18 protein-coding genes are annotated in these 20703 nt (G+C 65.1%); 11 read left to right on the forward strand and 7 right to left on the reverse strand.

Going from position 1 to position 20703, the window contains the following annotated elements:
• Positions 1–59 precede the first annotated feature (59 nt).
• From RX329_RS22365 to RX329_RS22375, 3 genes are all read left to right on the forward strand, one after another.
• Entirely contained in the window at positions 60–350 is a 291-nt protein-coding gene (locus RX329_RS22365) for a succinate dehydrogenase assembly factor 2 (protein WP_018457934.1), read from the forward strand.
• On the forward strand, positions 347–3865 hold the full coding sequence (mfd, locus tag RX329_RS22370) for a transcription-repair coupling factor (RefSeq protein WP_317244250.1): 3519 nt from the start codon (positions 347–349) through the stop codon (positions 3863–3865). The genes RX329_RS22365 and mfd overlap by 4 nt, the downstream gene beginning before the upstream one ends.
• A 237-nt stretch (positions 3866–4102) precedes the next feature.
• Positions 4103–4312, forward strand: coding sequence for a cold-shock protein (locus tag RX329_RS22375; RefSeq protein WP_018457932.1), 210 nt, complete (start codon positions 4103–4105; stop codon positions 4310–4312).
• A gap of 200 nt (positions 4313–4512) precedes the next feature.
• Here RX329_RS22375 and RX329_RS22380 read toward each other — a convergent pair whose 3' ends face one another.
• The 3 genes from RX329_RS22380 to RX329_RS22390 all read right to left on the reverse strand — a co-directional run bounded on the left by RX329_RS22380 (position 4513) and on the right by RX329_RS22390 (position 9200).
• Entirely contained in the window at positions 4513–5739 is a 1227-nt protein-coding gene (locus tag RX329_RS22380; RefSeq protein WP_247369964.1) for a GGDEF domain-containing protein, read from the reverse strand.
• An 85-nt stretch (positions 5740–5824) separates the two neighbouring features.
• On the reverse strand, positions 5825–7327 hold the full coding sequence (locus RX329_RS22385) for an AMP-binding protein (protein WP_247296681.1): 1503 nt from the start codon (positions 7325–7327) through the stop codon (positions 5825–5827).
• Positions 7328–7331: 4 nt separating this feature from the next.
• Positions 7332–9200, reverse strand: coding sequence for an extracellular solute-binding protein (locus tag RX329_RS22390; RefSeq protein ID WP_317244251.1), 1869 nt, complete (start codon positions 9198–9200; stop codon positions 7332–7334).
• Between the two features lie 260 nt (positions 9201–9460).
• Between RX329_RS22390 and RX329_RS22395 the strand changes: the two genes are divergently transcribed.
• Entirely contained in the window at positions 9461–10285 is an 825-nt protein-coding gene (locus RX329_RS22395; RefSeq protein WP_018457928.1) for an invasion associated locus B family protein, read from the forward strand.
• A gap of 77 nt (positions 10286–10362) precedes the next feature.
• Here the strand turns inward: RX329_RS22395 and hspQ are convergent, their stop codons facing one another.
• Positions 10363–10692 (reverse strand): heat shock protein HspQ, encoded by a 330-nt coding sequence (hspQ, locus tag RX329_RS22400; RefSeq protein ID WP_018457927.1) that lies wholly within the window; start codon positions 10690–10692, stop codon positions 10363–10365.
• Between the two features lie 106 nt (positions 10693–10798).
• On the opposite strand from hspQ, the gene RX329_RS22405 reads away from it, so the two are divergent.
• Entirely contained in the window at positions 10799–11752 is a 954-nt protein-coding gene (locus RX329_RS22405) for an AEC family transporter (protein ID WP_317244252.1), read from the forward strand.
• A gap of 7 nt (positions 11753–11759) precedes the next feature.
• Here RX329_RS22405 and RX329_RS22410 read toward each other — a convergent pair whose 3' ends face one another.
• Positions 11760–12944: a UbiH/UbiF family hydroxylase gene (locus RX329_RS22410; RefSeq protein ID WP_018457925.1), complete on the reverse strand. Its 1185-nt coding sequence runs from the start codon at positions 12942–12944 to the stop codon at positions 11760–11762.
• A gap of 87 nt (positions 12945–13031) precedes the next feature.
• On the opposite strand from RX329_RS22410, the gene pcsA reads away from it, so the two are divergent.
• The 3 genes from pcsA to RX329_RS22425 all read left to right on the forward strand — a co-directional run bounded on the left by pcsA (position 13032) and on the right by RX329_RS22425 (position 15580).
• Entirely contained in the window at positions 13032–13799 is a 768-nt protein-coding gene (gene pcsA, locus RX329_RS22415; protein WP_085353096.1) for a phosphatidylcholine synthase, read from the forward strand.
• Positions 13796–14530, forward strand: a complete 735-nt coding sequence (locus RX329_RS22420; RefSeq protein ID WP_018457923.1) for a TerC family protein — start codon at positions 13796–13798, stop codon at positions 14528–14530. The genes pcsA and RX329_RS22420 overlap by 4 nt, the downstream gene beginning before the upstream one ends.
• Positions 14531–14605: 75 nt before the next feature.
• Entirely contained in the window at positions 14606–15580 is a 975-nt protein-coding gene (locus RX329_RS22425; RefSeq protein ID WP_018457922.1) for a quinone oxidoreductase family protein, read from the forward strand.
• A gap of 119 nt (positions 15581–15699) precedes the next feature.
• Here the strand turns inward: RX329_RS22425 and RX329_RS22430 are convergent, their stop codons facing one another.
• Positions 15700–16896, reverse strand: coding sequence for an acetylornithine transaminase (locus RX329_RS22430; RefSeq protein WP_317244253.1), 1197 nt, complete (start codon positions 16894–16896; stop codon positions 15700–15702).
• Positions 16897–17299: 403 nt separating this feature from the next.
• Here RX329_RS22430 and RX329_RS22435 point away from each other — a divergent pair, with 403 nt between their 5' ends.
• The 3 genes from RX329_RS22435 (at position 17300) to RX329_RS22445 (ending at position 19186) form a co-directional block, all read left to right on the forward strand.
• Positions 17300–18247: a hypothetical protein gene (locus RX329_RS22435; protein WP_317244254.1), complete on the forward strand. Its 948-nt coding sequence runs from the start codon at positions 17300–17302 to the stop codon at positions 18245–18247.
• Between the two features lie 155 nt (positions 18248–18402).
• Positions 18403–18834, forward strand: coding sequence for a MerR family transcriptional regulator (locus RX329_RS22440; RefSeq protein ID WP_317244255.1), 432 nt, complete (start codon positions 18403–18405; stop codon positions 18832–18834).
• A complete protein-coding gene (locus RX329_RS22445) occupies positions 18767–19186 on the forward strand; it encodes a carboxymuconolactone decarboxylase family protein (RefSeq protein ID WP_317244256.1) in 420 nt (139 codons plus the stop codon). Before RX329_RS22440 ends, RX329_RS22445 begins: the two co-directional genes overlap by 68 nt.
• A gap of 90 nt (positions 19187–19276) precedes the next feature.
• Here the strand turns inward: RX329_RS22445 and rimO are convergent, their stop codons facing one another.
• On the reverse strand, positions 19277–20602 hold the full coding sequence (gene rimO / locus RX329_RS22450; protein ID WP_317244257.1) for a 30S ribosomal protein S12 methylthiotransferase RimO: 1326 nt from the start codon (positions 20600–20602) through the stop codon (positions 19277–19279).
• Positions 20603–20703 lie beyond the last annotated feature (101 nt).

Here is a 20703-nt window from a genome sequence, read left to right on the forward strand (position 1 = left end):
TGGCTATATCACCCCGGCCCGGCACGTCCGGGCTTTTGGCGTTTGACTGGATTTGAGACATGACGGGAACGACACGATCGAGCAACGGGCTGGACGACCGCCGCAAGCGGCTTCTGTTCCGCTGCTGGCACCGCGGCACGCGCGAGATGGACCTGATCCTCGGCCGGTTCGCGGATGCCGAGATCGGCAATCTGTCCGATGACGAGCTGACGCAGCTCGAGACCCTGCTCGAAGAGGCCGATCCCGACCTCTATGCCGCCATCACCGGCGACAAGGTGCTTGCCGCCGACGTCATCGGCCCGCTGTTTGCGCGCATCAAGGGGTTTCCGATCGCGGACCGCGACGTATGAAGCAGGGGATGAAATCGCCGGCCGAGCTGCTCACGCCCGGCCGCGCGCTCACGCTTGCCAATGTTGCCGAGGGTGCAGAGGGCCTCGTCATCTCTGATCTCGCGCGCGCCATCGCGGCGCGGCCGAAGAAGCCGGCTGTCAGCCTCGCGGTGATCTGTCGCGACGGGCCGCGGATGCAGCAGCTCGAACGTGCCCTGCAATTCTTCGCGCCCGATTTGCCCGTGCTGACCTTCCCGGCCTGGGACTGCCAGCCCTATGACCGCGTCTCGCCGCATGGTGGCGTCCTCGCGCAGCGCCTGACGACGCTGGCGCGGCTGGCGTCACTGACCGGTAGCGACAAGCCGCTGATCGTGCTGACCACGGTGAACGCCGTGGTACAGCGCGTGCCGGCGCGCGAGCTCGTCGCGGCGCAGGCGCTGTCGGTCGCGCCCGGCAACGTCGTGCCGATGGATACCATCATCGCCTGGCTCGAGCACAACGGCTACAACCGCTCCTCGACCGTGCGCGAGCCCGGCGAATACGCGGTGCGCGGCGGCATTCTGGACCTGTTTCCGGCCGGCCTGGACCAGCCCGTCCGTTTCGATTTCTTCGGCGACAGCCTGGAATCGATCCGCACCTTCGATGCCGAGACCCAGCGCACGCTGCTCGACATGCGCGCGCTCGATCTCGTGCCGATCTCCGAATTCCAGCTCGTCACCGAGACCATCCGCCGCTTTCGCATGGGCTATGTCGCCGAGTTCGGCGCGCCCGAGCGCGACGATGCGCTCTACGAGGCCGTCAGCGAGGGCCGCCGCCATCCCGGCATGGAGCATTGGCTGCCGCTGTTCCAGGACCGGATGGACACGCTGTTCGACTATCTGCAAGGAGCTTGCGTCGCGATCGAGCCGCAGGCCGAGGACGCCATCCGCGAGCGTTTCAAGCAGATCCTCGATTATTACCAGGCCCGCCGCGACGCCATGGAGCATCCGGGCGGCGGTGCCATCTACAAGCCGCTGCCGCCTGACAGGCTCTACCTGACCGAGGAGGAGTGGGGCAAGCGTGAGAGCGGGATGCCGTTGGTGCGGCTGACCCAGTTTTCGGTGCCCGCTGATGGTACCAGCGTGGTCGATGCCGGCGCGCGCAAGGGACGAGACTTCGCCCCGGAGCGCAACGATAACAAGATCAATGTCTTCGAAGCCGTCGTCGCACATGTGCATGGGCTACTGACAAACCGCAAGAAGGTGGTCATCGCGCTCTGGACGGAGGGCTCGCGCGACCGCATGACCTCGATGCTGCGCGATCACAAGCTCACCCCCGTGACCAGCGTCAACAGCTGGCGCACGGTGCAGGCGACCCCGCGCAACGAGACCATGCTGGCCGTGCTCGGCCTCGAAAGCGGATTCGAGACCGACGAGATCGCTGTCATCAGCGAGCAGGATATCCTTGGCGATCGCCTGGTCCGACCGCGCAAGGCGAGCCGCAAGCTCGACAATTTCATCTCGGAGGTGACGAGCCTCGCCGCCGGCGATATCGTGGTCCATGTCGATCACGGCATCGGCCGCTTCATCGGCCTGCAGACGCTGGACGTCGCCGGCGCGCCCCATGACTGCCTCGAGCTGCATTATGCCGCCGAGACCAAGCTGTTCCTGCCAGTCGAGAACATCGAGCTGCTGTCGCGCTATGGCTCCGACCAGACCACGGTCGAACTTGATCGTCTCGGCGGTTCGGGCTGGCAGACGCGCAAGGCCAAGCTCAAGAACCGCATCCGTGAGATCGCGGGCGAGCTGATCAAGATCGCCGCCGAGCGCCACCTCCATGAGGCGCCGAGGCTGCCGGTGCAGCCGGGCCTCTACGACGAGTTCTGCGCGCGCTTCCCCTATGACGAGACCGAGGATCAGCTTGGTGCGATCGAGTCCACGCTGAAGGACCTCGAGCTCGGCCGTCCCATGGACCGGCTGATCTGCGGCGACGTCGGCTTCGGCAAGACCGAGGTGGCGCTGCGCGCCGCCTTCGCGGTGGCGCTCGAAGGCAAGCAGGTCGCGGTCGTGGTGCCGACCACGCTGCTCGCCCGTCAGCATCACAAGACGTTCACCGACCGTTTCAAGGGTTTCCCGGTCCAGGTCGCCCAGGCCTCCCGGCTGGTGCCCGCCAAGCAGCTCAATCTGGTCAAGAAGGGCCTCGCCGACGGCTCGGTCGACATCGTCGTCGGCACCCATGCGCTGCTCAGCAAGTCGATCAAGTTCCGGGATCTCGGCCTGCTGATCGTCGACGAGGAGCAGCATTTCGGCGTGACCCACAAGGAGCGGCTGAAGCAGCTCCGCGCCGAGGTGCACGTGCTGACGCTGTCGGCCACGCCGATTCCACGCACACTTCAATTGGCGCTCACCGGCGTGCGCGAGCTCTCGATCATTGCCTCGCCCCCGGTCGACCGCCTCGCGGTCCGCACCTTCGTCGCCCCGCACGACCCCTTGATGATCCGCGAGGCGCTGCTGCGCGAGCGCTATCGCGGCGGCCAGGCGTTCTACGTGGTGCCGCGCATCGACGACCTCGCCGAGGTCAGGGATTTCCTCGACAAGAACGTGCCGGAGATGAAGGTTGCGGTTGCGCACGGGCAGATGCCGCCCGCCGTGATCGAGGATATCATGACGGCGTTCTACGACGGCAAGTTCGATATCCTGCTGTCGACCACGATCGTGGAATCCGGCCTCGACATCCCCAACGCCAACACGCTGATCGTGCATCGCGCCGACATGTTCGGCCTTGCCCAACTGTATCAGCTCCGCGGCCGCGTCGGCCGGTCCAAGCTGCGGGCCTATGCGCTGTTCACGCTGCCGGCGCAGCAGAAGATCACGGCGCAGGCCGAGCGCCGGCTCACCGTGCTGCAATCGCTGGAGACGCTGGGCGCGGGCTTCCAGCTCGCCTCGCACGATCTCGACATCCGCGGCGCGGGCAATATCCTGGGCGAGCAGCAGTCCGGCCATATCAAGGAGGTCGGCTTCGAGCTCTATCAATCGATGCTGGAGGAGGCGATCGTCAACCTCAAGGCTGGCGTGTCCGAGCCCGCGGCCGACCGCTGGTCGCCGACGATCACCATCGGCATGCCCGTGCTGATTCCGGAGGATTATGTCGGCGATCTCTCGGTGCGGCTGTCACTCTACCGCCGGCTCGCCGACCTCGACAGCGAGGAGGAGATCGAGAACTTCGGCGCCGAGATGCGCGACCGGTTCGGCGTGTTGCCGGACGAGGTGCGCTATTTGTTCAAGGTCGCCGCGATCAAGGCGTTCTGCCGCCAAGCCAATGTCGGCAAGATCGACGCCGGTCCGAAGGGCGCCGTCATCGCCTTCCGCGACAATTCCTTCGCCCATCCCGACCGGCTGGTGAGCTTCATCCGCAGCCACGGCCAGGCCGCGAAGGTGCGGCCCGACATGAAGGTGGTGTTCCTGCAGGACTGGGAGACGCCGGAAGAGCGTCTTGCCGGCACCACCGAGATCATGCGCCAGCTGGCGCAGCTCGCGCAGAGCAAGAAGGCGGCGTAGAGGTTTCCGGAGGCGGCGCGAAACGACGCGCCGCACTCGGATCCCCGAACAGCGACATATGATCACTTGCGCAATGATCGAACAGTTGCTAGGTTCAATCTATCGAGTTTCGGCCGAACGACTTGGCCTCGCCGCTGAAAAGCGCGCCTGACTGACGACCCTCCCTCCAGATCTCGACGACACCCACCGCGCTTCTGAGCGCGGCTAAACGTTTATCTATCTTAAAGGACGATCCCCATGACGACGGGAACTGTGAAGTGGTTTAACAGCCAAAAGGGCTTCGGATTCATTCAGCCGGACGAGGGCAGCCAGGATGTCTTCGTTCACATCAGCGCCGTTGAACGCGCCGGCATGAATACCCTCAACGAAGGGCAGAAGGTTTCTTTTGAAATCGTTGCAGATCGCAAGACCGGCAAGTCTGCTGCTGAAGATCTGCGCGCCGCATAGGCTGCCGCAATCCCAATGACGTTGCTTTGACCACGGATGTACTGGCAGAGCTTCGGATTTTGACCCGCGACCGTTTACCGGCCGCGGGTTTTTTGCGCCAGCGGCCGGCCCTCGCGAATGAGAATGCGAACGGTGCGTTTCGCGTAAAGCTTCCACATGTGAGCAGTCGAGCTCCGACGGCAGCGAGCGCTCGCGGATGATTACGACGCCGCCCGCGATGCCTCGGCCGACAGCCGCCCAAGCAGCGACCTTGCCGTATCCGAGGGCGACAGCGAATCCACCGAAACGACGGGATCGCTGCGCATCTCGTGCTTGCCGTTCGACGTGTGCCGCATCACCGCGGAGAGGCGGCGGGCGATCATGTGGGCGGTGCGGAAGTCGGTCTCCGCGAACACGACGACGACCGAGCCGTCCTTCTGCGCCACGCCAAAATCCATCTGCCGCATCAGCCGGCTGAGAATGCGCGCGGCATCGAGCTGGGCTCGGGAATTGCCGGGATCGAAGGCGAAGCGTGCGACCGAGAGGCCGCCGCCGCGGGCCAGCGTCTGCTCGACCGCCTTGGCAAAATCACGCGCAAAAGCTTCCGCCGTGAGCAGGCCGCTGCGCGGGTCGAGCCAGCCGCCGGCATCGATCGAGCGCAGCGTACGGCTCAGCTGGGCTTCCATGGCGTGCTGGCGGATCAGGGGCAGCGCGTTGGCGGCGACCTTCGCCGACTCACCGGGGATCAGTTCAAGATTGGGTAGGTCGTAAGTCTGCGTCAACTGATGCGCAGTGACGACCACGGGCAGGCTGCGGAAGCGGGTGTCCTCGGCGAGCACCGTGAGAAAGGCATCGGTCACGCGGGGGGTAAAACCTTCAGCGAGCACGACGCCGTCGAGGTCGCGGGTGTTGAGATGCTTGGCCGCTGCCTCGATCGAGAGCGCCCCGATGACGCCGACGCGCTCGCCGAGCGCGACGGAAAGCGCGGGGTAAGCCGCGCCGCGGCCGATCAGAAGCACCGTGGCATCGCGAACGGGATCAGCCTCCGGCAGCGCGACTTTGACCTCGGGCAGCCGGCGCAGCACCGTGGCGTGAAGGGTACGAATCCGTAGAGCGGCGCGAAGCCGCGCGATCAGGCGTTCGGAATGGCCGGCGCGCGAGGAAGAGAAGGGCAGGACGTTGTGCGGGAGCGCGCCCGCCGCATCCAATGCCACGAAGGGAAGGTAAGGGGATTGCTCTGCGATCTTGCTGGCGAGCGGCGCCAGATGCGGCTCGTGCCCGGCATGCATCGCGGCGAGAACCGCGGCCGGCTGTACCTCTTCGACCGCGCGCGCAGCGCCGGCCCAGCCGGTGTCGATCACGGGAAAGAATCGCGCCTCGTCCAGCGCCGCAAGGAAGGTCGGCCGCTCGCCATTGGACACAAACAGGATCGGGCCGGCCTGGGACATCGAGAAACTCTGGTCACGCAACAGGTGCTGCGCAATCTAGTCCGGCCGCCTTAATGCAGCGTCAATGGAACGGTCGAAACTCCGCTTAGACCGGCCCGGAACGGTCGCGAAAAGCTTCGACCATCAGGGGGTTAAGCCCGAGTTCGCTGAGCGCCTCGCGGGCGCGGGCATTGTCCTGAGCCCGGCCCGCGAGCCGGTGACCGGAGAGCCGGTCAGGCAGCGCGGTCAGCAGGGCGCCCTGGCCGAGCCGGCGCGCCCATTCCTGCAGGTCGTTGGAGAGGAAGCGGTAGCCGCCGACGGCCATGATCCCGGAGGGCGGCGCGGTGATACAGATCGCGCCGCTGGGACGGTCGAGCCGCGCGGCGTAGCCGGTATCGACATAGTCGCGTGGCGGTTGCGCGATCAGGGTGTCGCCGACCGGCGGCGGCGGGGCGTAGGCCGCGATCGGCACCATCGGGCCGCGCAGCCCGAGCGTGCCCTTCGGCGTCAGCAGAATCTCGCCGGCGATCGACGAACCCGACTGCTCGCGCGGCGCGCCGTGCGGTCCCGGCATCACCGGCACCGGCATGCCGTCCTCGCCACGCCGGGCGCCGAACAATCCGGCCTCGCCGAACAGATAGACGTCCGTGAAAGGCGCATGCGGCGCAATCCATGCCTCGCTCGCCGACACCTGCTCGGGGGCGCGCCACAGGCCGATGACGTTGCGCAAGCTCGGCATCCGCGCCGCCAGCTCGGAATCGCCGAGCCGCTGGGCGAACTGTGCCGGTGCGATCAGCACGTCGCATTCGTGCGCATTGATCTGCTGCTCCAGCACGTCGTTCTCGAAGGGGTGATGCAGCGCCAGCGTGCCGCCGCACAGCAGCCACACCGCGAGCGAGGAGGCGAGCCCTGCGAACGACATCGGCGTGAACGCCGCCATCACGGTTGCGCCTTGCCTGATGTCGGCTTCCAGCGACATCGCGAGCCCCCCGGCGATCAGGCTGAAATGCGGCCGCGGCACCGGACGAAAGCCTTCCGCGGTGACGTCGAAGGAGATCATCGCCGCCTTGCGGCCATCCTGAATCACGGCGCGCGCTGTGCCGGGCGGACGGGCCTGCACGTCGTCGAGCGAGGCCATGCCTTCGGGCAGGTTGGTGCCGAAGCCGCAGACATGGCGAATCGAGAAGGCTTCCGCGGCCGCGTGCATGGCGAGATCGGCATAGCTGACGCCGTCGACCGTGCTCATGGTGACGATGGCGCGCGCCGCGGTACGATTGAGAGCGGCGGTCAGTTCGGCATGGCGCCAGAGCAGCGGCAGCACGGCGACGACAAGACCGGCGCGATGGGCGGCGAGAACGGTGAGCACGAACTCGACCGTATTCGGCAGTTGGATGGCGATGACGGAATTGGCCGGCAGGCCTGATTCGACGAAATAGGCGGACAGCGCCTCGATGGCGGTGTCAGCCTCGGCATAGCTCATCCGCCGCGGCTCGTGCCCGGTCACGCGGAACTTGTTCAGGGGGTCGAGCAGAGCGGTCGCGTGCGGCTGCCGCATCAGCGTGCGCTGAAACAGTGTGTCGAGCGTCGGCGATACGGCTGGCTGGTTCACGGCGTCACTTTGCTTGATGAGCTTGCGGCTGCCCCTTCGACCACCAGGTCTCCGGCAAATAGCCGGACAGCGAGGTGGCCTCTGGCCGTTCTATCCGATTCCAGCGCGCGATCCATTGCTCGGATACGTTAAACAGGGGGATTGTATAGAAACCGGAGATCAAAGCGCGGTCGAGCGCCCGCACCGCGGATACGAAATCCGTGTGTTCACGGGCTTCCAGCAGTGCGGCGATCATCGCATCGACCGCGGGATCCCGGGCCCCCATGTAGTTGCGGGTGCCCGGACTGTCGGCGGCAGCGCTCCCCCAGTAGAAATATTGCTCGTTGCCGGGCGACAGGGACTGGTCCCAGCGGTTCTGGATCATGTCGAATTCGTAGGCGAGCCGGCGCTGGTCGAACTGCACGGGATCGACCGATCGCACGCTGGGCTCGATGCCGGCGCGCCTGAGGTCGCGCTGAAAGGCAAACGCGACGCGTTCCTGGTCGCGGGTCGTGACCAGGATCTCGAAGGTGAAGGGCGCCTTGGTCGCACGGTTGCGCAGCACGGTGCCGTCGAGATCGTAGCCGGCCTCCGACAACAGCTTCAGCGCCGCGCGCAGCGTGGTCCGGTCGCGGCCCGAACCGTCGGTCACCGGCAGGCGGTAGCTGCCGTCCATGATGTCAGGCGGGATCTGCGCGGCGAACGGCTTGAGCAACTCGCGCTCGCGCGCATCCGCAGGCTTGCCATATGCTGAGAGGTCCGAGCCGGCAAAATAGCCGGCGACGCGCGAGTAGAGGTTGAAGAAGTAGTTGCGGTTCACCAGCTCGAAATCGAACAGCAGCGTCAAGGCCTGGCGCACGCGGATGTCGGCGAATATGGGACGCCTCGTGTTGAACACCAGAAATTCGGAAGGTTGCGGCACGCCCGGCTTGAAGGTGTCGCGGATCACGTCGCCATTCTTCGCCGCGGGAAAGTCGTAGCCGTCGTGCCAGCGCAGCGGCTCGTGCTCGATGCGGAAATCATAGAGGCCGCGCTTGAAAGCTTCGAACTGGCCGTTGGCCTCGCGAAAATAGTCGAGCCTGATCTCGTCGAAATTGTAGAGCCCGCGATTGATGGCGAGGTCACGGCCCCAATAGTCGGGATTGCGGGTGAGCGTCACGCTGGCACCGGGCCTCACGGCGGTGACGCGATAGGGGCCGGAGCCGACCGGGCCCGTCAGCGTCGTCTCCTCGAAAGCCGCGACGTCGACCGCATGTTTCGGCAGGATCGGCATCAGGCCGAGGATCAGCGGCAGTTCGCGGTCATTGGCTCCCGCAAGGTCGAAGCGGACGGTGAGGGGATCCGGCGCCTCGGCCCTTGCCACCTTGCCGTAATATTGCCGGTGGTTTGGGCGGCCGTGGTCGCGCAGCAACTGCCAGGAGAACAGCACGTCCTCGGCGCGGACCGGCTTGCCGTCGGAGAAGCGCGCGCGGGGATCGATGTGGAACGTGACAAAGCTCCGCTCGTCATCGGTCTCGACCGATCTGGCGAGCAGTCCGTAGAGCGTGAACGGCTCGTCATTGCCGCGCGCGAGCAGACTCTCGACCACGTAGTTCCGGACCGGCTGAACGGCCAGTCCCTTGACGATGAAGGGATTGAGGCTGTCGAAGGTGCCGAGAACGCCCCAGGTCAGCCGGCCGCCCTTGGGGGCGTCAGGGTTGACGTAAGGCATGTGGATGAAATCGGCTGGCATCGCCGCCTTGCCGTGCATGGCGATGGCGTGGGCTTCCTCGGCCCCTGCGCCGCTGGCCGGGAGCCCAAAGGCGAACGGCAGCCCCAAGGCGAAAGCCAGGACACAGAGGCGGACGCAAAGACCTTCAGGACGGCCCTCGAGAAGGCGCTGGAACATGAACATCTGGACACGTTGATTCGAGGACCGCAGGCCTGAATCCTATCACAGGGATTTTCCCGGGGGCGCACGCCGGCGCGCGGTCAAAGGCGCTTGTCGGCATTGATCTTTTCGTCGGCCACGTTAAGAAGGCACGCAATCGCGCAAGAGCGCCGAGCCCGTCACTTATCTGCCTCATTTGACGGGGAGAGAGCCGCGCCCAACGCGGCCAGGCTCGGTGCGTCGAAGCGGTTCGGGCACTTCCCGTTCAGAAAGGGTTTTCCGCAATGAATTTCCGTTACTTGGCCGCGTCCGTCCGGCCGCGCGGGCGACTTCTCGCCTTGTTGACGGCGACGGCGTTGGCCGTCCCGTTTGCCGCCGAGGCCCAGGCTCCCGCGCCAGCTCCGGGCACGCCCGCGCCGAAGGCGACCCCGAAGGCCGCTCCGAAGGCTGCCCCCAAGGCTCCGGCGCCGGCCGCTCAGGCACCGGCCCAGCCGGCACCCGCCCAGGGCGCTCCGGCGCAGGGCGCTCCAGCGCAGCAGGGCGCGGCCCAGCCGGCCGATCAGCAAATCCAGCTGATCTACGCCCCCTGGACCAAGTTCTGCCTCAAGGGCCAGGACGCCAATGCCAAGCAGGTCTGCTTCACCGGCAAGGACGGCCGTATCGAGTCGGGCCAGCCGGTCATCGCGGCCGTCATCATCGAGCCAGAAGGCGAGCCGAAAAAGATCCTGCGCGTGACGCTGCCGCTCGGCATGCAGTTGGTGCACGGCACCCGCATCATCGTGGACAACAATCCGCCGTTGCAGAGCCCGTATGTGATCTGCTTCCAGAACGGCTGCATGTCCGACTACGAAGCCACGCCCGAGTTCATCAACAACATGAAGAAGGGCCAGAACCTCGTTGTTCAGGCGATCAATGCCAACGGCGCACCGCTGACGCTGCCGCTGCCGCTCGCCGGCGAATTCCAGAAGGCCTATGACGGCCCGCCGACCGATCCGAAGGTGTTCGAGGAAACCCAGAGGAAGCTGCAGGAAGAGCTCCAGAAGAAGGCTGAAGAGCTGCAGAAGAAGCAGCAGCAAGCGCCTGGCGCCGCTCCGGCCGGACAGAAGTAATCAGGGATCAATCCCGCACATGAAAAAGGCGCTCGGTTCGAGCGCCTTTTTTGCTGGCCAGTTGATGGCTTCGAAACTCAGTTCAGCGAAGGATTGCGCGGGCGATAGCCGGTCTTGTCCTTGACGAAGATCTCGGCGACCTGGGAATGCCGGACCGGCTCGCCGGAATCGTCCGGCACGAGATTCTGCTCGGAGACATAGGCGACGTATTCCGACTCCGAGTTCTCCGCGAGCAGGTGATAGAACGGCTGGTCCTTGTGGGGCCGCACCTCCTCGGGGATCGACAGCCACCACTCTTCGGTGTTGTTGAATTCCGGATCGATGTCGAAGATCACGCCCCGGAACGAGAAGATCCGGTGGCGCACGACCTGTCCGATCTGGAATTTGGCGGTCCGCGCTTTAATCATTCCCCGTCGATAGACCAGGATTGTGGCCGATGCTAGTGCCCTGATCTGGAATTAACCCGCGGTTGCGGGGCAGATAGGCCCCCAATCTTCAGAAAACACTTCATCAATGGTCGATATCCTCAATCTGGCTCTACCATATTTCGGCTTGATCTTCGTTGGATTCGCCTGTGGCAAGGTCAAATCCCTGCCGGAATCGGGCCTCGCCTGGATGAACTTCTTCCTGCTCTATGTGTCGCTGCCGGCGCTGCTGTTTGCGATCATGTCGAAGACGCCGTTTTCGGAATTGAACAACCCGCCGTTCCTGGTCGCGACCACCCTGTCGACCGTTGCGGCGTTCACACTCGCGCTGGTCGTCGGCAAGGTTTTGGGCGGGCTGACGCTGCGCGAGGCGACGCTCGCCGGGCTCTCCGGCGGCTACGGCAATATCGGCTACATGGGACCGGGGCTGGCGCTCGCCGTGCTCGGGCCGAAGGCCTCCGCGCCGACTGCGCTGATCTTCTGCTGCGACAGCATCTTCCTGTTCACGATCGTGCCGTTGCTGATCGAGCTCTCCGACCGCGATCATCCCTCGATCGTGCATGCCTTCGGCGTCGTGCTGAAGCAGATCGTGCTCAACCCGCTGATCATGTCGGCCTGCTTTGGCGCGGCCTTCGCATCGCTGCATATCGAGATGCCCGTCGCACTCGATCGCACCATCACCTTCCTCCAGAACGCAGCCGCTCCGACCGCGCTGTTCGTGCTCGGCGTGACCGTGGCGCTCCGCCCGTTCGATCGGGTCCCGTGGGAAGTGCCGGGCGTGATCGCGATCAAGCTCCTGATCCATCCGCTTGCAGCTTTCGGCCTGATGCTGGCGCTCGGCCCGTTTGCGCAGCCCTGGGCCGCGACCGCCGTGCTGATGGCCTCGCTGCCGCCGGCGCTAAACGTGTTCGTCATCGCCCGGCAGAACGACGCCTGGATCGAGTCTGCCTCCGTCGCGGTGCTGCTCGGGACGTTTGCGTCCGCGGTCACGCTGACCAGCGTGATGTGGGCGATCCAGACTGGCCGGCTGGCGTTTCCTTGAGCGGCGGTTACTTCCGCCAAGTCGGCGTGAGCCCCTCGCGCATCGCAAAACGCCGGAGCGGGCCGATCGCGCCGAGCAGGTGCATGCCGACCGCGCGGACGGGCTGGAGTGGCAGGAAATCGTTGAGCAGCGAGCGGTTGGCGATGTCGATCGCAAAGGTCCGGCTCAGGATGTCCGGACGCCGCGCCCGGTCATAACGCTTGAGCACGTCTGCTGCGCCGGGATCTTGGCCTGATGCGATGGCCTCGCCTGCAAGCCTCGCAATGTCGGCGGCATCGCGGAGGCCGAGATTGAGACCCTGGGCGCCGATCGGGGGAACCACATGGGCGGCTTCGCCGACCAGCGCAATGCGGTCGCCGCCGAAGGATTTGGGACGTTCGATCGCCAGCGGGAACAGATGGCGGCCCGGCTCCACCGTCATGCGCCCGAGGATCGAATGCGACTGCTTCTCGATCGCGGCGGACAATTCCTCATCGCTCAGGCCGCGAAGCCGCTCGGCGTCCGCAGGCGCCGAGACCCAGACGACGCTGGAACGATCGCCGGGCAGGGGCACGAACACGCAAGGACCATGCGGGGTGTGGAACTCGGTCGAGACGTTGCGGTGGGGCCGCGCGTGCCCGACGTTGAAAGTCAGTGCCGTCTGGGTCAGCTCGCGCCGCGTCACCGCGATGCCGGAGGCTTCGCGGCACAGCGAATGCCGGCCGTCGGCCCCGACCACGAGGCGGGCCGAGAGAAATTGCGCAGCGGCCGTGCGGATCGCGACGTCATCGGCTTCGATGACGACAGTTTCGGCCTCGTCGTCGAAACGGACGACATCGGGCAGTTCGGCCGCGCGCGCTTCCAGCGCCAGCATCAGCGAGCGGTTGTCGATGTTGTAGCCGAAGGCATCGAGGCCGATTTCGTGGCAGGAGAACCGGACCTCCGGCGCACGAAACAGCCGGCCGGTGTCGTCGACGAGCCGCATGATTTCGAGCGCGGCCGCCTTGTCCTTGCAGCGCGGCCAGACGTCGAGGCTCTCCAGCAGATCGACGGAGGCACCGAGTAGCGCCGTGGTTCGATTGTCGGCATAAGGCATGCGACGCGCCACCAGCGCGGTCCGTGCGCCCGCCTGCGCCAATGCGATGGCGGCGCTCAGTCCCGCCGGTCCGCCGCCGATCACGGCCGCGTCAAAGAGTGTCGATGCATCTGTCATGGAACGACATTGGACATGCCCCGCGGCAAATTCAAGCCCACTCATATTTCCCTGATTTTATGACGAATTGTGCGACCAGGCGCCGCAATGGCTTATGTGCAAACCGGTGTCATTCTGATAGCAGAAGTCATGGACAGCCAAGAGGATTCCCTGAAGCCCAGGCCCGCGATCCGCGCCGCTGCCTTCTCGGTGCACATCTTCACCGCGTTCGGTGCGGCGATCGCGCTGCTGGCGATGCTTGAGGCCGTGCGTGAGCACTGGGCGGCGATGTTTCAATGGCTGGGCGTCGCCCTCATCATCGACGCGATCGATGGGCCGATCGCGCGCCGGCTCAACGTCAAGGACGTGCAGCCGAACTGGTCGGGCGACGTGCTCGACCTCGTGGTCGATTTCGTCACTTACGTCTTCGTGCCGGCCTATGCGATCGTGGCCAGCGGCTTGCTGCTGCCGGTCGCAGCTCCCCTGCTCGGCGTCGCCATCATCGTCACCAGCGCATTATATTTCGCCGATCTGCGCATGAAAGCGGACGACAATCATTTCCGCGGTTTTCCGGCGCTGTGGAATGCGGCGGCGTTCTATCTGTTTCTGCTGCACTGGCCGCCGCTGCTCTCGACGCTGCTAGTAGCGGCCCTGGTGGTGCTGACCTTCGTGCCGTTCCACGTGCTGCATCCGGTGCGCGTCGTGCGGCTGCGCTGGCTGACGATGTCGCTGATCGCCATCTGGGCTCTGCTCTCCTTCTACACGCTGCAGATGGACTTTCGCGTCGGCACCGGTGTGACTGTCGCGCTCTGCGCGATCGCGCTCTGGATCAGCTTCAGCGACGCATTGATACGGCTGACAAGATCCTTCGCATGATGCACCTGTTGACCAGCCCCGAAGCCTGGGCCGCGCTCCTCACCTTGACCGCGCTCGAGATCGTGCTCGGCATCGACAACGTCATCTTCCTGTCGGTGATCGTCTCGCGCATTCCCGAGAAGCAGGCGCACCGCGCCCGCCAGATCGGGCTCGCGCTGGCGCTGATCTTCCGCATCATCCTGCTCAGCCTCCTGGTCTGGCTGATCGGCCTGACCGCGCCGGTGTTTTCGTTTTCCGGTTACGGCTTCTCCTGGCGCGACCTCATCCTGATCGGCGGCGGTCTGTTCCTGATTGCGAAGGCGACGCACGAGATTCATGGCGAGGTCGAAGCCGATGACGGCGAGGGCGGCGAGAAGTCACCTCGTAACGCTTTCTTCTGGGTCATCGTCCAGATCGTGATCATCGACATCGTGTTCTCGCTGGACTCGATCATCACGGCGATCGGCATGGCGCAGGACCTCGAAATCATGATCGCGGCCGTCGTGATCGCCTGTCTCATCATGTACATTTCGGCCGGACCGGTGTCGCGGTTCGTCGCGGAGCATCCGACCACGAAAATGCTGGCTCTGGCCTTCCTGGTGCTGATCGGCGTCGCGCTGGTTGCGGACGGATTCCAATTCCACATCCCGCGCGGCTACATCTATTTCGCGATTGCGTTCTCGGCAGCGGTCGAGTTTTTCAACGTGCTAGCGAAACGCAACCGCAGGAAGACCGGCAAGCCGTCGGTCTAGGCGTTCCAGCCCGCGTCGAGTTGACAAGGCGGGCGCGATGTCTTTCGCTGGCCCGCGAGAAAAGGAGGTCAGGTGATGACCAAAGCCGTCCGTGTGCACAAGGTCGGAGGCCCCGAAGCCCTGGTCTATGAGAGCGTCGATGTTCCGGCGCCCGGGCCCGGCGAGGTGCGCATCGTCCAGCATGCCGTCGGCCTGAACTTCATCGACGTCTATTACCGCACCGGCCTCTACAAGGCGCCGGGGCTGCCCTTCATCGCCGGCAACGAGGCCTCGGGCGAGGTCGTCGCGGTCGGGCCGGGCGTGACGAATTTCCATCCCGGCGACCGCGTCGCCTACTACCACAATCTCGGCGCCTATACCGGCGAGCGCAACATCCCCTGGGAGCGGCTGGTCAAGCTGCCCGACCACATCACCCACGAGCAGGGCGCCGTGCTGATGCTGAAGGGGCTGACGGTGTGGTATCTCCTGCACAAGACCTTCAAGGTCGAGCCGCATCATCGCGTGCTGATCCACGCCGCGGCCGGCGGCATCGGCCTGCTTGCCTGCCAATGGGCGAGGGCAATGGGTGCCCACGTCATCGGCACCGTCGGCTCGCGCGAGAAGGCTGCGCTTGCCGAGGCCAATGGCTGCGACCATGTGATCCTCTACAACGAGGAAGACTTCGTTGCGCGCGTCAAACAGATCAGCCGCAACGAGGGCTGCGACGTGGTTTATGACGGTGTCGGCAAGGCGACGTTCCCAGGCTCGCTCTCCTGCCTGAAGCCGCGCGGGATGTTCGTCTCCTTCGGTAATGCCTCAGGCCCGGTGCCGCCGTTCTCGATCGCCGAGCTCAACACCCACGGCTCGCTGTTTGCGACCCGGCCCAAGCTCAACGACTATATCGGAACGCGCAAGGAGTTGCTGGAAGGCGCTGACACGCTGTTCGCCGCCGTCATTAACGGCAAGCTGCACGTGCCGATCAACCATGCCTACGCGCTCAAAGACGCCGCCAAGGCGCATATCGATCTCGAGAGTCGCAAGACCACGGGCGCGTCGATCTTGAAGCCGTAGAGAACGTCTTGCCGAAGTCGTCATGCCCGGGCTTGTCCCGGGCATCCACGTTCTTCGTGCCGCGCCTCAAGGCGTACATGGCCGGGACAAGCCCGGCCATGACGGAGAGAGCGAGCCGTCTACGCCACTCGCCGTGCCGCGCCGGCTCTGGTCAAGATACCGTCGAGACAATCGATCATCTCGGCGATCTCGGCCCGCGTGACGTTCAGCGCCGGCATGAAGCGCAACGTGTCGACCTGCGGCGCGTTGAGGAGGACGCCGGCCTCGAACGCCTGCGCGACGATGCCGGGCGCGATCGGCAGCTTGAGGTCGAGCGCGAGCAGGAGCCCGCGACCTCGCACTTCGCCGAGCCCATGCCGCGCCGAGACCTTCTGCAGCTCGCTTTCGAGCAGCAGCCCGGTTTCGGTCGCCGTCTTCAGGAACTCCGGCTTGCTGACCTCGTCGAGCACCGCTAGCCCCGCCGCGCACATGATCGGGTTGCCGTTGAACGTGCCGCCCTGGTCGCCGTGCTCGAAGCAGGCCGCGCGTTCGATCGCGAGCAGCGCCGCGAGCGGCACGCCGCCGCCGATGCCCTTGCCGAGCGTCATGATGTCGGGCGCGATGCCTGTGTGCTCGTAGTGGAAGAGCTTGCCGGTCCGGCCCATCCCGGTCTGGATCTCGTCGAAGATCAGGAGGAGGCCGTGCGCGTCGGTGAGAGCGCGCAACTCCTGCAAGAACTGATCGGTCGCCGGCCATACGCCTGATTCCCCCTGGATCGGCTCGATCATCACGGCGACGGTGTTGTCGTTGATCAGCTTTTTGACCGAGGCGATGTTGTTGAGCTTCGCCTTCTTGAAGCCTGCGACCTTTGGCTCGAACAGCGGCTCAAAGGCCTTCTTGCCCGAGGCCGACATCGTCGCCAAGGTGCGGCCGTGAAAGCCGCCTTCGAAGCTGATGATCTCGAACGCGCCACCTCGATGCAGGCTGCCATATTTGCGCGCGAGCTTGATAGCGCCCTCGTTGGCTTCCGCGCCGGAATTGGCAAAGAACACCTGGTCGAACGCGCTGTTTGCAACCAGCGCCTGCGCGAGCTTCAGGCTTGGTTCGTTGTAGAAGGCGGGGCTTGGCGTCAGCAGCCGCTTGGCCTGCGCAGCAAGCGCGTTGGCGATCGCGGGCGGGGAGTGGCCGAGGCAGTTGACCGCCCAGCCCTGTACGAAATCGAGATAGCGCTTGCGGCTGTCGTCCCAGAGGTAGGAGCCGGCGCCGCGGACGAACACGGCCTTGGGCCGAGCGGTGATGTCCATCAACGCGTCATACGGATGGGTGGCGGTGGTCATGTCGAACTCCTCTGGAGGCGGGTGGAAAAGGGGGCGCGAAAAGCAAGAAGGCCGCACCTTGCGGGTGCGGCCTTCTCGAAAACCTACGCTGAATTCAGTGCTTCAGCGGCGTCGTCGGACATGGCGCACCCTCTCATCGTCGCGGAAGCGACGGCGGAGCATTTCGGTGCGCTGATGGGTCCGAGCGTTGATCATGGGGCGCGGCAATACATGCGAATGGCCGGGCTTGTCAAGCGCCGCCTTGCAGACCACACGCCCAGCGTGCATGGGGCAGGAGAGAGATGCGCGCCGGGAAACCATTACGTCTCTAGCGCGTTTGTGATCAGCGAACGCGAATTGGCTCGAACCGAACGCCTGACGGTTCGGACCAAGAGGGGCGGGACCAACCAGATAGTTTTAAGCCTTGTCCGACACGCCTTATTCGATCGACCTCGACAGCATTCGCGGCGCGTTTCCGCCGGGCATCGAGGCGCCGCCGCTGTTACTGGATTTTGCCGGCTGGCTGAAGGGACGGCCCTGGGGCAGCGTCGGCTGCTTCTCGCTGCAGGGCCAGTTTTCGGATCAGGCGCCTATTGTTGACGGCAGTCCCTTGCGCGACAGGTTTTCGCTGTTCATGCGGCTGCCGGATGGCTCGGCTGTTGGCGGCTGGTACGGCGCGGGTCTTGACCGCGACAATCCGCCGATCGTGGGGCTTGGCTCCGAGGGCGATTACGAGCTGCTGGCGCCGAGCCTCGATGGCCTGCTCGCGAAACTGACGTCGCAACAATTCGACAACGCTTGGAGCGATCTGAAGCCGCACGACGAAGTCGAATGTCAGACGGTCGAGCTCGCGCAATGGCTCACCGGACGGCTGGGCAGGGATATGGCGGCGTCCGATGACGATCCGTCGGAGCTGCCCGACTTTCGCGGCTTCATGGAAAGATGGAGCCGGGGTCGCGAAGACTATTGGGCCAATCATCGCCTGATGGCCGAGCTCGGCTGGCGCCTGGCCGCGCATCTCCCCAAGGGCAAGAACGCCTGGGACAAGACGCATTTCGAGGTCGCGATCGTCGGCAAGCAGTACGAGGCGCGCGTCCTGTCGCGCGGGCCGCAGCCGTTCGAGGAAGCCGCCTCGATCGAATCCCTGCTGCGCGATCTGCGTGAGGAGATGCGCCGCGCACAGCCCGAGCTCGGGCTGTGGTACGCCATGAAATTCGATCTCTATGCCGACGGCCGCGTCATGCCGAACTTCGAATATGATGTGCGCCCGACCATCGAGGGCGAGCCCGCGAAGCTGTCGGAGGCGCAAGCCGATCTTGCCCGCGCCCCGCGCCCGGAGCGCTGGGTGCCGAAATGGCTGGCGGAATCTTGAAGCTGGGCATCCAGCGATGCCGCCGCCCAGCCGGCGCCGAAATCTTCCGCTGTCGCGTCATCATGACCTCGCGGGAACGGCACCTTCGATCCCCCTTGACTTAGAGCGCGCTCGAAGGGGTATCTGTACGTGCGTCAGTACGAGAACGGGCACACATGAAGATCGGCGACCTCGCAAAACGGACCGGCCTGTCGACACACACGCTGCGCTACTATGAGCGCATCGGGCTGCTGCCATACGCCGACCGGGATCGCTCCGGCCAGCGCGACTTTGACGCATCGATCCTCACATGGATCGAATTTCTCGGTCGGCTCAAGACCACGGGAATGCCGATCCGGGGCATGTTGCGTTATGCGGCGCTTCGGGATGAAGGCGAAGCCACCGGGCCAGCCCGGCGGCAGATGCTGGAAGTCCACCGGGAACAGGTGCGCACGCAAATTGCCGAACTCCAGGAATGCCTGCTCGTCCTTGATACCAAGATCGCCGGCTATGCCAGCGACGAACAGAGGACGAAGGAAAATGACGCACGCCCAAACACAAGACGAAAGCCGCGTCGATCGCGGCCAGCGGGCCCTGTCGCGCATTGACGGCAGTGCCGGCGAAAAGGTCGTCGCCTCACTCGCCGACATAGCTCCGGATTTCGCACGATACGTGATCGAGTTTCCGTTCGGCGACATTTACTGCCGCCCGGACCTCGGCCTGCGCGATCGAGAGATCGCCACGATCGCCGCGCTGACGGCGCTCGGAAATGCCGCGCCTCAGCTCAAGGTGCATCTCGAGGCGGGTCTGAACGTCGGCCTGTCTCGCGACGAGATCGTGGAGATCATGATGCAGATGGCCGTCTATGCGGGCTTCCCGGCGGCGCTGAACGGGCTGTTCGCAGCCAAGGAAGTGTTCGCCGCACGCGACGAACAGCAGGCGTCGGGAGAAGCGACATGACCTCGTAGTTCGGGCACGCCCAGCCTGAACGCCGGCTGGTGGAAAATGCCTAAGGCGCGCCGGTCTTGCCGGCGTGCCGCGACCGGAATCTCAGAATCCCGCGACGCTGCCGTGGAGGTCGTACTGGTCCGCGCGCTCGATCTTGGCGGTGACGATCTCGCCGACGCGCAAGGGGCGGCGGCTCGACAGGTAGACGGCGCCGTCGATCTCGGGCGCATCAGCCTTGGAGCGGCCCCTTGCGACGGTCGGGCCGACCTCGTCGATGATGATCTGCTGGCGCGTGCCGACCTTGCGCTTCAGCCTGCGCGCAGAGATTTTCTGCTGGCGCGCCATCAGTGCATTGTAGCGCTCCTGCTTGATCTCTTCCGGCACGGGGTTCTCGATCGCATTCGCCGTGGCGCCGGCGACCGGCTCGTACTTGAAGCAGCCGAGCCGATCGATCTCGGCTTCGTCCAGCCAGTCGAGGAGATAGGCAAAGTCCGCATCGGTCTCGCCGGGGAAGCCGACGATGAAGGTCGAGCGCAAAGCGAGATCAGGACATTGCTCGCGCCAGCGCTTGATGCGCGCCAGCGTCTTGTCCTGCGCCGCCGGGCGCTTCATGGCCTTCAGTACTTCGGGGCTCGCATGCTGGAACGGGATGTCGAGATAGGGCAGCACCTTGCCCTCGTTCATCAGCGCGATGACCTCGTCGACATGCGGGTAGGGGTAGACATATTGCAGCCGGACCCAGGCGCCGAGCTCGCCGAGCTCGCGCGCGAGGTCGATGAATTTGGCGCGGACCTGGCGATCCTTCCACGGGCTCTCGGCGTATTTCAGATCGACGCCATAGGCCGAAGTGTCCTGCGAGATCACCAGCAGCTCTTTCACGCCGGCGTCGACCAGGCGCTCGGCCTCGCGCAGCACGTCGTTGGCCGGTCGCGAGACCAGGTCGCCGCGCAGCTTCGGGATGATGCAGAAGGTGCAGCGGTTGTTGCAGCCCTCGGAGATTTTCAGATAGGCGTAGTGCCGCGGCGTCAGCTTGATGCCTTGCGGCGGCACCAGATCGAGATGCGGATTGTGGGCGGGCGGCAGCGCGCGATGCACGGCGTCCAGCACGCTCTCATATTGCTGCGGGCCGGTGATGGAGAGCACGCCGGGATAGGCCTGCTCGATCTGCTCGGGTTCCGCCCCCATGCAACCGGTCACGATCACCTTGCCGTTCTCGGCCATGGCCTCGCCGATCGCCGAGAGCGATTCCTGCTTGGCGCTGTCGAGGAAGCCGCAGGTGTTGACGATGACGATGTCGGCCCCGTCATGCTTGCGGGCGAGCTCGTAGCCCTCGGCGCGCAGATGCGTGATGATGCGCTCGGAATCCACCAAAGCCTTGGGGCACCCGAGCGACACGAAGCTGACCTTCGGCGCAGCCGTCTGATCCATATCCAAATCTGCCTGATTGACAGGGTTGAGCTAGTCCCAATTGCCCATAATTACAACCCTTTGCATGGCTCGCGGGCATGCTATGGATGAATCACTGGTGG

Source organism: Bradyrhizobium sp. BWC-3-1 (assembly GCF_032917965.1).
GTDB classification, from domain to species: domain Bacteria; phylum Pseudomonadota; class Alphaproteobacteria; order Rhizobiales; family Xanthobacteraceae; genus Bradyrhizobium; species Bradyrhizobium canariense_D.

Excerpts from the sequence above, each read along its gene's own strand:
- RX329_RS22380 (WP_247369964.1), bottom strand. The coding sequence starts at position 5,739 with ATGTCCCAGGCCGGCCCGATCCTGTTTGTGTCCAATGGCGAGCGGCCG.
- RX329_RS22420 (WP_018457923.1), top strand. The coding sequence starts at position 13,796 with ATGATGCACCTGTTGACCAGCCCCGAAGCCTGGGCCGCGCTCCTCACC.
- pcsA (WP_085353096.1), top strand. The coding sequence starts at position 13,032 with ATGGCTTATGTGCAAACCGGTGTCATTCTGATAGCAGAAGTCATGGAC.
- RX329_RS22425 (WP_018457922.1), top strand. The coding sequence starts at position 14,606 with ATGACCAAAGCCGTCCGTGTGCACAAGGTCGGAGGCCCCGAAGCCCTG.
- hspQ (WP_018457927.1), bottom strand. The coding sequence starts at position 10,692 with ATGATTAAAGCGCGGACCGCCAAATTCCAGATCGGACAGGTCGTGCGC.
- RX329_RS22390 (WP_317244251.1), bottom strand. The coding sequence starts at position 9,200 with ATGTTCATGTTCCAGCGCCTTCTCGAGGGCCGTCCTGAAGGTCTTTGC.
- RX329_RS22430 (WP_317244253.1), bottom strand. The coding sequence starts at position 16,896 with ATGACCACCGCCACCCATCCGTATGACGCGTTGATGGACATCACCGCT.
- RX329_RS22440 (WP_317244255.1), top strand. The coding sequence starts at position 18,403 with ATGAAGATCGGCGACCTCGCAAAACGGACCGGCCTGTCGACACACACG.
- RX329_RS22375 (WP_018457932.1), top strand. The coding sequence starts at position 4,103 with ATGACGACGGGAACTGTGAAGTGGTTTAACAGCCAAAAGGGCTTCGGA.
- RX329_RS22395 (WP_018457928.1), top strand. The coding sequence starts at position 9,461 with ATGAATTTCCGTTACTTGGCCGCGTCCGTCCGGCCGCGCGGGCGACTT.
- RX329_RS22410 (WP_018457925.1), bottom strand. The coding sequence starts at position 12,944 with ATGACAGATGCATCGACACTCTTTGACGCGGCCGTGATCGGCGGCGGA.
- RX329_RS22365 (WP_018457934.1), top strand. The coding sequence starts at position 60 with ATGACGGGAACGACACGATCGAGCAACGGGCTGGACGACCGCCGCAAG.
- rimO (WP_317244257.1), bottom strand. The coding sequence starts at position 20,602 with ATGGATCAGACGGCTGCGCCGAAGGTCAGCTTCGTGTCGCTCGGGTGC.
- mfd (WP_317244250.1), top strand. The coding sequence starts at position 347 with ATGAAGCAGGGGATGAAATCGCCGGCCGAGCTGCTCACGCCCGGCCGC.
- RX329_RS22405 (WP_317244252.1), top strand. The coding sequence starts at position 10,799 with ATGGTCGATATCCTCAATCTGGCTCTACCATATTTCGGCTTGATCTTC.
- RX329_RS22445 (WP_317244256.1), top strand. The coding sequence starts at position 18,767 with ATGACGCACGCCCAAACACAAGACGAAAGCCGCGTCGATCGCGGCCAG.